This is a genomic window from Enterococcus avium, from assembly GCF_002891025.1.
Classification (GTDB): domain Bacteria; phylum Bacillota; class Bacilli; order Lactobacillales; family Enterococcaceae; genus Enterococcus_A; species Enterococcus_A avium.
Map to the genome: position 1 here is coordinate 3,115,092 of NZ_NBSL01000002.1, position 12,863 is coordinate 3,127,954.

Below are 12,863 nucleotides of genomic sequence, written 5' to 3' on the forward strand. Positions count from 1 at the left end.
AATTAGTTTGTAAATAAAAACAGAAGGAGTCGATTGGATGTCAGCAGGAGTAAAGATCGCTACAATTGGTGGAGGAAGCAGCTATACACCGGAATTAATGGAAGGTTTTATCAAACGTTATGATGAGTTACCTGTTCGTGAAATCTGGTTGGTCGATATTGAAGCAGGCCGTGAAAAGGTTGAAATCGTTGGTGCAATGGCACAACGGATGTGGGATGCATCACCTTATGATGTAAAAGTTCACATTACCTTAGACCGCGAAGAAGCCTTGAAGGACGCAGATTTTGTTACGACGCAATTCCGTGTGGGATTATTAGAAGCACGGATCAAAGACGAACGTATTCCCGCTTATTATGGCATGTTAGGTCAAGAAACGAATGGTGCCGGCGGAATGTTCAAAGCGTTCCGAACAGTTCCGATCATTTTAGAAATCGTTGAAGATATGAAACGTCTATGTCCAGATGCATGGCTGATCAACTTTGCTAACCCAAGCGGCATGGTGACTGAAGCAGTTGTTCGCTATGGTAAATGGGACAAAGTAATTGGCTTGTGTAATGTTCCCGTGATGGCGCAAATGGTGGAGCCCGAGATGTTAGGCAAAGAGCCAGATGAATTGATCTACAAATTTGCTGGCTTGAATCATTTCCATTGGCATAAAGTAACTGATAATCACGGCAAAGATGTGACACAAGAGATCATTAATAAAATGTACGAAGGCGACGAAACAGGGATGCCGAAAAATATCCATGATATTCCATTCCCAAGAGAGATTTTAGAACAAATGCAAATGATTCCTTGCGGGTACCATCATTATTACTACCAAGAGGAAGAAACGCTGGCTCATGCCTTAGAAGAATATAAAACCATCGGCACGCGTGCCCAACAAGTGAAGCAAACAGAAACAGAATTGTTTGAATTGTACAAAGATCCGAACTTGGATTACAAACCAGAACAATTAGGACAACGCGGCGGTGCTTACTATTCTGATGCAGCATGTGAATCAATCGCATCAATTTATGCTAACAAAAATACGCAATTAGTTGTTTCGACGAAAAATGACGGTGCCGTGCCAGATCTGCCAGCAGACTGTGTAGTAGAAGTTTCTGCTTATATTGGCGGACAAGGCGCTCGTAATGTTGCATTTGGTGAATTGCCAACAGCAGAACGCGGGTGGCTGCAAGTGATGAAAGCCATGGAATTGTTAACAATCGAAGCTGCCGTAACTGGTGATTACAATACAGCGTTGCAAGCATTTACCATCAACCCAATGATTCGTTCTGGTAAAACAGCGCAACGGATTATGGATGAATTATTTATTGCACACAAAGATCATTTGCCAAACTTCAAAGAAACCATCGAACGCCTAGAAAAAGAAGGCATCGAGGTTCAAGACGAAGTAGCACGTGAATTAGATATGGAAAAAGTATAGAAAGTAGGAATCAAACAATGGGATTTAGAAAAGACTTTTTATGGGGCGGAGCGACTGCTGCTAATCAATGTGAAGGTGGTTATAACGAAGGCGGACGCGGACTAGCGAATGTTGACCTCGCACCGGTGGGTGAAGATCGTTTTGCCGTTATCGCAGGGAAAAAGAAAATGTTTGATTTTGACGATGCGCATTTTTACCCAGCAAAAGAAGCGATCGATATGTATCATCATTGGAAAGAAGATATTGCGCTGTTTGCGGAAATGGGCTTTAAGACTTATCGTTTATCACTAGCGTGGAGCCGAATCTTCCCTAAAGGTGACGAAAAGGAACCAAATGAGGAAGGCTTGAAATTTTATGAAGACATCTTCAAGGAATGTAAAAAACACGGAATTGAACCATTAGTAACGATCACACACTTTGACTGTCCGATGCACTTAGTGGAAAAATATGGCGCATGGCGCAGCCGCGAATTAGTCGGCTTCTACGAAAATTTATGTAACGTAATCTTTAATCGTTACAAAGGATTAGTCAAATACTGGTTGACCTTCAATGAAATCAATATGATCTTGCACGCGCCATTTATGGGGGCAGGCCTTTACTTTGAAGAAGGTGAAAATGAAGAGCAAATCAAATACCAAGCAGCACATCACGAATTAGTGGCGTCTGCGATTGCAACGAAGATCGCTCATGAAGTCGATCCAGAAAACCAAGTCGGCTGTATGCTAGCGGCAGGTTCTTACTATCCATATACCCCAAAACCAGACGATGTGTGGGCGGGTCGTCAAGAAGAACGTCAAAACTATTTCTTCATTGATGTGCAATCACGCGGTGAATACCCAGCGTATGCAGTGAAGGAAATGGAACGTAATGGGATCGAAGTGAAGATGGAAGAAGGCGACAAAGAGCTATTGAAAGCTCACACCGTTGACTTTATCTCATTCTCATACTATTCATCACGTGTCGCTACGACTGATCCGGAATTGTTAGAACAAACCAGCGGCAATATCTTTGCCTCAGTGAAGAACCCTTATTTAGATTCAAGCGAATGGGGCTGGCAGATTGATCCGCTTGGCTTACGTATCACAATGAATGATCTATATGATCGTTACCAAAAACCATTATTCATCGTAGAAAATGGCCTAGGTGCGATTGATACGCCAGATGAAAATAGCTATGTAGAAGACGATTATCGCATCGATTACTTAGCGCAACACATTCAAGCAATGAAGGATGCAGTGGAGTTAGATGGTGTAGATCTATTAGGCTACACGACTTGGGGCTGTATTGATCTTGTGTCTGCCGGAACTGGTGAAATGAAGAAACGTTATGGCTTCATTTACGTAGACCGCGACAATGAAGGTAACGGAACCTTGAAACGCAGCAAGAAAAAATCCTTTGATTGGTACAAGAAAGTCATTGAAACTAATGGAGAAGATTTAAGTAATTAATGAAAAAGCGGCTGAGGCTTGTTGAAAAACGAGTCTCAGCCTTTTTGCTTTAAAGGAAGTATCAATCTTTTGACCGTTTTTCATCAGGTAAACATTATTGGATCAGGCGGAATCTTTGGGGGAGGGAATCAGATTGAATTGATGGCGACAAACGAGAAGTACTCTACCTTATACCTAGACGAAATGAAGTAATGTCATTCCTATCCAGCTGCAAGAATATTTGTAAATAATATAGAGATGTTTTTAAGCGGGATTTCTCTATACGTTAATGGAAATACATTTAAAAGGAATCGTTCGAAAATAGGGAGAAAAGCTTGGAATTTATGACTTTCAGGCTTTTTTGTTGTGTTTAAAAAAATCGAAACGTTAATTCAATATTTCAAAAATGAATATCAATAATTTTAAAATAGTTTAAATTAAACGGGCTCGAATAACACTCCTTTTTTCCATAACAGTTCAAGGATCGTATATTTATAAATTTTAATAACTTTTACGAAGAAATAAATTTATAAATAGCGGAAAAATAATATCTGCTATGATGTAGTTGCAGATAAAGGAGACCGTTTAACGAAGGTTGAAACAAAGAATAAGTTAGTCAATTATTGCTCATATCCAGGAATGCATGATGTTTTTAAGCGGGGAATGAATTCTTTAAAAAATAAATTAATTGTTCTTTCTATTATCAAGTTAGTCAGAGCGTTAAAGGAATCAAAAGGGAGATGCGTTAAATGAAAAAATCAAATTTTTTGATAGTAATACTATTATTTTTTTCACTGATTGTTGACGCGAGTTTAGCATTGATGCCGGCCCATGCTGAAAAGGAGGAGATCAAGCTCGTTGATGAGAATTTTTTAAAATTATCCTACATGTGTGAAGAAGAAAAAGACGCCGTTCAGTGGCAGGTGAAATATAAATGTCAGAGCGAAGAAGGTGAGCAGCAGCGTTTAAAATTCAGACTTACCGATGAAAAAGATAAAGCGATCGATTATCCAAAATTAGATAATCTGATTGAAAGAGATGGCTGGCTAATAGAAAGAACATTTTCAAAAAAAACAGAAGGGCAGCTGACCTTTAAACGAAATCATTCTACTAAAAAGCTCCGGCTCTATGTTCAAGTAAATCAGCAAAAGAAAGCCGATAAAAATAATAAGGATATCGAAATCCAAAAAGATATTTTGGAACGAACAGAGCCTTTCATTTTGGAATACGGAAAAACACAAAAAAAGACAGCGACCACAGATAGTTCGGAGAGAAAAAAAGAGACTAGAATGTCAAGTGTCAGTTCAGAGGAGTTTATTGGGCCGAAAATTAATGAAAAAAAGAGTAGAAACTTTCTTATGTCACCAGCATCGAATGGTTCGAGTCTGATGTACAGATCCTCCTATCAAAATAAAGAACCGTCGTATAAAGAGGATGTGGGAAAACATCCAGAGTTTTCTTGGCAGCCAGCTGGACAGACCAATGTCATTAACCATCAAGGAGGACTATCAAATCAAATAGGATGGGAACACGAGGGAAATTGGAACGTCGAAAGAGATGATTTTTCTAAGTCTTATATAAAATATGGTGATGATGCAGATAATGCAAATATTCAAATACGAAAATATGCACAGGAGACTGACCAACCAGATGAGTTCAAAATCAAATTGAATATTCGAGGGAATACAACCTATAAGCCTGGGGTGGATATCGTTTTTCTATTAGACAACTCACAATCAATGATATCTAATTCGGATATAAGACCTGGTGATGCGAATAGAAAAGACAATGCAAATGCAGCTTTCGAGAAAATTGTAGACGAACTAAAAAAAATTAATGAGCCAACGGCAGAAAATATTCGTATAGGGGCTGAGATATTTTCTGATTATTCTCGTTACCAATCGTGGGGAGGAAATGATACTAGTCAAAAGCGAAAATTTAAACTTTCTAAAAACCCAGATGATTGGGATGATATGGTAAGGGAATACAAAAGAGCAACTTCAAATGGTGTGACTTTTACGCAACGAGGACTACAAGAAGCGAAAGACATATTCGATGCGTCGCCAAGTTCGGATCGTCATAAATTATTATTTGTGTTAACAGATGGTGCGCCTAATCGAAGTTGGACGACTAGTGATCGAGGGATAACTAACTTGGAGATGTTTCCGGATCTAAAATATTTCACAAATTTTAATAAAGGATCTAAACCAAATTATAATGCAGGGAGTTCTTTACATTCAAATACAGAAAGAATGACAACATCAATAAGTCCAGCATACAATGGCGTAATTAACAGCCATATTACCACAACTAATTCAACAGCAATGGATTTAAAAAATTCGGGAATAGAAATTCATACGATTGCTTTAAAATTGATGATTAACTATCTTGAAGAAAATATACCAAATGTACGGGAGAATCAAATTCGAGGTCTGTATAAAATGTCTACAAAAAAGGCCAATGCAACAAACAATCCTTTGGAGGACAATGCGTCTGATTTTCATTTCTATGATGTATCAAATGGGGATGATTTATTATCTTATTTCAAAAATTGGTATGAAACAATCATTCGTACGGTTGATAAGGGAGTGGTTACTGACCCTTTGGGAGATATGGTGGTACTGGTGCCAGGTAGTCAAAGTGTGAGACAAATTGAGAATGGGGCTCCGTTGTTTGAAGCAGGGGCTGAGCCCAATATTTTACTCGAAAATAAGGACCGTCAAATTAAAGTAGATAATCTCAATTTATCACGTAACCAGGAAATTGAGATAGAATACAAGGTTCGGTTAAAAACAGAGGATGCTTCTTTTGTTTCAGGTCGTTGGTATCCGACAAATGGGCGGACGACTTTAGAGCCAACACCAGAACGTACGACTGATTTGTTAGATTTTGGCGTTCCATCTGTTAGATATCAAAAGAAAAATTTTGTGATTCCAGTGAAAAAGGTCTGGTTAGACGAGCATCAAGGAACAGATGATTATTGGGGGTTACGACCAGACAAAGTTACAGCTACTTTGCAAAGATTAAATGGATCAAATTGGGTAGATGTTGAAACAAAGAATTTGAATGAAGACAATAACTGGAAAGAGAATTTTTCCGCTGTAGAAGGTGGTGCGGACAATACTTATCGAGTAGTTGAAACTACACGAGTCAAGGGTTATAAAGCCCCAGTAATTAATCAATCAACCTTCACTTCGGAAAATATAATTAATGGTGGTATAGAAATCACCAATGAGTTGCTAAAGGAAAATTATCAGTTTTCGAAATGTATGGAGGATGGTAATACCGTCTTTGGTCAAGATAAGCCAAAATTTTCAGTGAAGCGTAAATCAGATAACAAAGAATTAGCGAGAAATCTTGAACCAAATGCCAATGGGAAAGTGATGATACCTGATGTGCCAATAGGCCTTTACCTTGTTAAGGAAACCTATGTACCAATAGGTTATAAAGAAATGGCTGAATTTGAAGTGAGTGTTACAGAGAATAATCCACCAACCTCGCTAATCTTTAAAGTGAATGATCGGACAGAAGAGCATCAAGCAATAAATGAGCTGAAGGATTTCTCCTTAAAGGTTGAAAAGATCGATTCAGAGGACAATCCACTTACAGGGGCTGTCTTTAAACTGGTTGGACCAAACTATGAGCAGACGATAAACACGGGATCGGTCTTTAACTTTAATAATTTGCGTCCAGGCGTTTATACACTAACTGAGATGGATAATCCGAAAGGCTATAAGAGAATTCAAGACCCGATCGGATTCGAGATTGGGGTAGATGGAAAAGTGACCGTCAATAATCACCCGAATGTCAGTGGTTCAGGAGGTATCAATGGCGGAAACAATACGATTAGCTTGAAAGTGACAAATGAGAAGGTAAAGCCAGGTACACTGCCAAGAACCGGGAATTATGGGATCAAAGGACTCTTCTTGATTGCGAGTATTCTGACAATCGTCGGAGTTGTCATTGCAGGCATATATCTTTACAAGGATATAAAGGAGCTTACTAGAAACACCAGAAAAATGAATGGTCAATAAAATTCTGTTTCTACTGTGAACCCACCATTCAGTGAAGAATAATAAAATTTTTTCGATCAAAGCCTGAAGGTCAACGCTAGACTTTCAGGCTTTTTTAGTGATGACAGGGGCGATCTTATTGTTAGAACCTTTCTGCTGTAAAAATGATCATTATTGAAGTTTGGTTCACTCGATTCTATTTCTTAAGCAATCAGCTGAACTTCTTGGATCATCAGATTTAATATTTTTAATTCATTTAATTGGATAGAAATATTAGAACAAAAAGTTAGTTTTTAAACTATTTAGTAGAGATATAAATAATTAATCGAAGGCTAAATGTAACAAACTTTATATCCAAGTCTTTTTCAATTTTTAATAAACATTAGCAATAATTCAAATTTTTTAATTAGCATTTCCAAAATGAGTAATACTATTTTTTAATGATTCTAAAAAAAAAGAACTAAATAACGACAAATTATTTACGAATTAATTGTTTATTGATTTCCTGAGCTTTTTAATAACTATAAATAAATAAATAATAAAAAAGCAAGAAAAAATAAGATTGGTTATCATGTATATAAGGAAAGAAATCGTAAAGAAAATGGGTTGAATATTATATCAAAAGAGGGTTATCAATATTTTTATCAGTTATTAAATAATCTTTATATTGGGGAAATTAATAAACAAAAACATTAAATTGCTCTGAGGATATTAAGTATAAGAGGTGGATTTGATTAAACTAATATAGATTCGATGGCTATTTTGATATGAAAAGATACATTTTTTATTCGGGTATCAGCGAAGGTTGATGATTCACATATATGATGGTTGGTCACTGTTGGTTGAAGTTTTATGTGAGTTGTAAATTCAGTATGCTGAGCATCCGATATTTTTCATATTTAAAAAATAGTCATTTGTTACGTTCTAAAAGGGGAAGAACAAAGGGGATGATGAAATGGATTTCAGAGAGGTTTTGGGTACGAGCAGTTTGAGGCGACTGCGTTTTGTTGAGTTGCTATATGCAAGCCAAGTTGGGTTGCCGAGTGATCAATTATTAGAAGAGCTAGAATGCTCATTACCAATTTTATTGAAGGATGTCAAACTGATTAACGATGAACAAGAGGATTTCCATATTGAGAAATTCAAGGGACTTTATCAAATCAATGTCAAACCGCATGTGAGTATCAATCGATTGTACGCGGATGTTCTTCAACAGGCACCGGAATTTCAGATTATCGAGGAATTACTTTATGAGAAATGTTCAAGTATTAGTGATTTAGCAGAAAAACTATATCTTAGTGCGTCCAATACACAACGTTATTTGAAGAAAATTGAAACCGCGTTAAAGAAGGCTGGGATTAAGCTGGATTATCGGCCGTTGCGGATTGAGGGAAAGGAAAGTGTCATCCGACATTTCTATTATCGCTATTTTTTAGAAAAATCGGATCATGTTGATTCACTTTTTACAAATTTAAAGGAATACCAGGTTAAAGCGATCACCGATTTGGTGGATCAGTTCATTCAGGTCAATCATTTAGAAAATCGCCATATTTTTAGAAAACGATTAAGCTACAACATTTATATCAGTCTATGGCGAATCAAAAACGGTCGACGATATCCTGCAAATGAATTGGTGAGTCCGTTAAGCTTGCCTGACGAAGAAACCTTAGAAGCGTTTGAGAGAATCGCTTTAGAGTTTTTCCGAGTTCGGCTAACGGAGGAAGATATTAAGGATTGTTTGTGGTTGTCGTATGCGGATATGCTGATTTTCAGCGAGGATCAATGGAAATCTGCGATGAAGCAAAGTAGAATCTATCGTGATTTGTATCAAAAGCATTATGAGCTGGTTGAAGATTTTAATCGTTTGTTAGGTCATTCGTTGGGGGATCTTGAAATGAACGAGCTGACCATTGTGCTGGTGAATGATCAACGAATGTATCCACCTAAAGGGCGCTACATTGATATTTTATACCGTCAACGAGGGATTTTTTTAGAAAAGATGATGGAAACTCATTATCAAGCGGTGAAGAAGGTACTGAAAATCGCCGAATCCTTTGTGAAGAAATACCGTATTTACCAAGAAACTGATTTTATCTGGAATTACACCTATCTGTTGATAACAATGGTTCCTCAAAGTTTAAATTTATTAGCGAGCGCGGATCAGCCTCTAAAGATTCTACTGCTTTCTGAATTGTCGCCAACAGAAGAAACTTTCTTGGCAGAACAGATTGAAGAACGGATCTATGGAAACTTTAAGATTCATTTTGTAGAGGAGCGTTCCCGTGACTCGCGGATTTCGATTAATGAATTGAAGAAATACGACGCGTTGATTACTTCAAGTAGTGTGGAGGAAGTGCCCTATGATTACCCTACAGTGATCATCGATCCTTTTTTAACCAATCAAAACATTGTTCAGCTCCAACAGCTAATCAGTGATCTTTCGGGATAAATAAGAAGAATGGAAAGAACTCATTTAGATTTTGCGTAATCCACCCAAATGAGTTCTTTTTTTTAAAACATATGAGTTTTACTATTTGAAATATAATATAAAAAAAATGAGTCGAATAACTCTGTTAATGAATAGAAATAAAGAAATAACTGATGTCAAGATGAATATAATAACTTAAAAATGCGAAAAAAGGAAAAAACACGAAGAAATAATATCATGTACTATGGTAATGGATGAAGAAATAGGAGAAAACATCGGTGGGAGGAGTAATGGACATGTGAATGTATTAAAAAGTACAAAGCATATCAATACTGATAGGCAGATTATTCAGGAATCCACTTGAGATCTAGGATTTTGATTGCTTATCAGTAATTTACTAATTCCGTGACAGAAGGGGGGCTGGAAATGGGAAAAAGGATTTCCTTCATAGGATGTCTGCTTCTAGGAATTTGTTGTTTTGGTATGACGGTCTTTGCAGCAGATGAGCAAAGCGCAGAAGAAAATGAAGAACAAAGTAATGCGTTGGTAGAGTTGTGGATACATACGTGGGGAGAGGATGGGAAAAGAGTCGATGGAACCGAAAAGCTAACGTTCGATGTGTATGATTTAACCAGTTGGCGAGAAGAGCACGGAGGGGATGAAAAGGAGGCAAAGGAATTTCTGCTAAATACGTATTCGACGAAAGAAAAGATGGCTGAGTTCATTCAAGAAGAGCAATTTGTCAAGTGGAACCAAGAAGAGCTGGGAGTTGACGGCGGCGGAAATGTCTCGTTCGATGTTCCTCGTCTTAGCGGCGAAAAGGATGCAGCGTATCTGATTTTGGCAAGCGGCGAAACAGGAAAGTATCATATGTTGCCGATTATTCTCTATTTACCGCAGAAGCATCCAGAGACAGAAGAAGAAGCCAAGCGTCTCCTGATTTATGGGAAATATAAGGATGTTAGCACGCCACCCATCTCCTCCTCAACGTTACCAACTGAGACAGAGGAGCGTTCCAGCGAAAGATCAGCGCCTTCTAACCTGGATGGTTCAAATGCTACAGGAAAGAATTATCCTTCAACCAACGATTTAATTCGAAACTATACGGTTTTAGGTGCATTACTCATTTTTATCGGGCTTTTAGGATTCAAAAAAATACAAAAGAAGAAATAGGGGGAAAAATAATGAAAACAAGAGGGAGATTAGTCAGTTTGTTGATGGCACTTGTTTGTTTGCTGCCAATAGGCATGAGTTTATTTAGTTTTGGGCAGAGCGCCTCGGCGGCTGCACCAGAAATGATTAAAGTAACACTACACAAGAAAAAAATGGATGATTTTCCAACAGGAAAAACCAACACCGGTGAAATAGATCCAGACTTTGATAAGTATGAAGGCTTAGAAGGTGTTGAATTCAGACCGTGGGACGTTACAGATGCATTTTATGATCTATTGAAGGCAGAAGGAATTACAGGTTCTGAAACTAAAGAAGTTTATGAAGCGGCAGTCAAGAAGGTCATGAAAGAAGCAACGAAGCAAACATTCGAAGGCAATCTGCCTACTGGCGGAGCTAAAAAAGTTCCAGTAAGCGGAGTAGGTGCTAAATCCACTGGCACCGATGGGACGGTAGTTTTTGAAAACTTGCCTGACCGCGATGCGAATGGTGTTTATCGAGTTTATTGGTTTGAAGAAACTGAAAAAGAAGGTGTTGGTCAATTTGATCAGCTTGTTCTTTTAGCGTTGCCAGTTGAAAAGATTACTGGTAGCCCAGGTGCGAATCACGACATTCACTTGTATCCAAAGAACAAATTAGCAAACAAACCTGTTAAAGAGCTTCTGAAGGATGATGGCTCGGCAGAAGATGTGAATCAAGATCGTATTTCTTATGATATTGGAAAAGAAATTAAATATAAGGTGACGTATCAAATTCCTATGCATATCGGCGATGTGATTACGAATGCGGATGGAACAAGACAAACACGTTATCGTAAATTGGTCTTTAAAGATGAAGTGACTCATGATGGCGTACGCTTTGATAAATTTGATTCTATCAAGGTTATTGGAGGGACGCCAGAAGATATTAAGGGAGAGATTGATTCACCAATTAGTCCTGTTGCCGTAACGGAGAAGTTTAACTTTGATACTGGTTATGCTGCTACGGGCAAAAAAGCTGGGTTCCAAATTGCGATGAGATTAGATGACGTAAGAGATTCTATTCAATCAATAAATACTGCTACATGGTTGAAAAAATATGCTGGGAAAAAAATTGAGATTGTCTACACGGTCAAACTTACGGAAGATACGCCAGTTGATCAGGATATTGAAAACAACTTCTATGTAGATTTGCAACAAACGGGTGAAACTGACGTTGAACCAATAGTACCGGAAGAAACGCCTCCTGCACTTACCACTGGTGGTAAGAAATTCGTAAAACACGAAGAGGGGAAAGACACTCAAACCTTAAAAGGCGCAGAATTCGTAATTACCAATGAAGCGGGTACAAAGTATTTGCAAGGCAATGCAAATAATTACACTTGGAAAGATATTGTAGATGACAAATATGAAGAGGCAATCAAAATTACCTCTGCAGACGGTGGATTATTTGAAATCAAAGGCCTTAAATATGGCACGTACAAATTAGTGGAAACCAAAGCACCTGACGGATTTAAGTTAGGCGGACCGGTTACTTTCATTGTGGACAAAGATACTTATTCAGAAGCAACGTCATTACAAAAAGTTGCTAACGTTTCTAGAGGCGGCTTCCTACCATCTACTGGTGGGGCGGGGATCATTGCCTTCCTAGTAATTGGACTTTCACTGATGGGAATCGCGGTCGTTCGCTATCGCAAGACACAACATACAGCATAATTAACAACTGAATAGTTATTAAGATGAGGCGAGTATTTGCCTCATCTTTTTTTTCTACTAAAATCGTAAATCGCGGATTTCAGCAAAGTCTTGATAGTTGATTTTTCCTTGAATAATTAAGCGGAAATCTATTGGTTAAATAAATGGTTAAAAAGAGAATCGATAAAATATAATCATACTTGCCTCAGAAATAGACATTTCTGAGGCCTTTTTTTGTTTTTTGACGAAAAATTCAAAAGGCAAATTTTTTTTACGACAATCAAACTTTATTATTCTTTAAATCAAATTAAGTAATTGGGTTCAATAACACTAAAGGTTACAAAAGAAGATAAAACAACGCTAAAATATCCAATTTAGATAACTAAAAAATATAAAAAAACACATTTAGCGAGAGGAAATGATATCAGTTATCATATTGTTATGCGGAAGGGAGAGTGGGTGAAAAAAGGGTGAAAGGAGGAATTTATGAAATGAAAAAGAAGCACTTACTCATGTTGGTTGTTCTACTATTTTCTTTTATTACAGAAACACTACCATCACTGGTTACTGCGTATGCCGAAACAACGAAAACGGAACTAATTGATGAAAAGTTCTTAAAAGTCTCCTATGAATATGAATCATTAGAAGATACAAATCGTTGGCGAATCACGTTTAGCAGGCAAAGCGAAGAGAGTGATAAAGAACAGCGCCTCAAATTGAAAG

The 12,863-nt window shown here is 37.6% G+C and carries 7 protein-coding genes; all 7 read left to right on the top strand.

Translation table 11 applies throughout. The features are described 5' to 3' along the window. Positions 1–37 precede the first annotated feature (37 nt). Positions 38–1,429 (top strand): 6-phospho-beta-glucosidase, encoded by a 1,392-nt coding sequence (locus AUF14_RS15630; protein WP_016181109.1) that lies wholly within the window; start codon positions 38–40, stop codon positions 1,427–1,429. A 17-nt stretch (positions 1,430–1,446) separates the two neighbouring features. Beyond that, positions 1,447–2,877 carry a 6-phospho-beta-glucosidase gene (locus AUF14_RS15635; protein WP_049221176.1) on the top strand — a complete coding sequence of 477 codons (1,431 nt, stop codon included), beginning with the start codon at positions 1,447–1,449 and terminating at the stop codon, positions 2,875–2,877. 728 nt (positions 2,878–3,605) lie between these two features. Next, the gene (locus AUF14_RS15640; RefSeq protein WP_049221177.1) at positions 3,606–6,890 is read left to right on the top strand and encodes a vWA domain-containing protein; all 3,285 of its coding nucleotides are present in this window, start codon (positions 3,606–3,608) and stop codon (positions 6,888–6,890) included. A gap of 934 nt (positions 6,891–7,824) precedes the next feature. Beyond that, positions 7,825–9,318, top strand: coding sequence for a helix-turn-helix domain-containing protein (locus tag AUF14_RS15645; RefSeq protein WP_016181106.1), 1,494 nt, complete (start codon positions 7,825–7,827; stop codon positions 9,316–9,318). A 405-nt stretch (positions 9,319–9,723) separates the two neighbouring features. Further along, complete coding sequence (locus AUF14_RS15650; RefSeq protein ID WP_016181105.1) at positions 9,724–10,470, top strand: pilin N-terminal domain-containing protein; 747 nt, start codon at positions 9,724–9,726, stop codon at positions 10,468–10,470. A gap of 11 nt (positions 10,471–10,481) precedes the next feature. After that, complete coding sequence (locus AUF14_RS15655; RefSeq protein ID WP_049221179.1) at positions 10,482–12,161, top strand: SpaH/EbpB family LPXTG-anchored major pilin; 1,680 nt, start codon at positions 10,482–10,484, stop codon at positions 12,159–12,161. 470 nt (positions 12,162–12,631) lie between these two features. Next, a partial coding sequence (locus tag AUF14_RS15660; RefSeq protein WP_133154529.1) for a hypothetical protein occupies positions 12,632–12,863 on the top strand: 232 nt, incomplete at its 3' end.

What these genes read in the sequence shown, in the direction of transcription:
- AUF14_RS15635 (WP_049221176.1), top strand. Translation starts at nt 1,447, where the DNA reads ATGGGATTTAGAAAAGACTTTTTATGGGGCGGAGCGACTGCTGCTAAT.
- AUF14_RS15640 (WP_049221177.1), top strand. Translation starts at nt 3,606, where the DNA reads ATGAAAAAATCAAATTTTTTGATAGTAATACTATTATTTTTTTCACTG.
- AUF14_RS15645 (WP_016181106.1), top strand. Translation starts at nt 7,825, where the DNA reads ATGGATTTCAGAGAGGTTTTGGGTACGAGCAGTTTGAGGCGACTGCGT.
- AUF14_RS15650 (WP_016181105.1), top strand. Translation starts at nt 9,724, where the DNA reads ATGGGAAAAAGGATTTCCTTCATAGGATGTCTGCTTCTAGGAATTTGT.
- AUF14_RS15630 (WP_016181109.1), top strand. Translation starts at nt 38, where the DNA reads ATGTCAGCAGGAGTAAAGATCGCTACAATTGGTGGAGGAAGCAGCTAT.
- AUF14_RS15655 (WP_049221179.1), top strand. Translation starts at nt 10,482, where the DNA reads ATGAAAACAAGAGGGAGATTAGTCAGTTTGTTGATGGCACTTGTTTGT.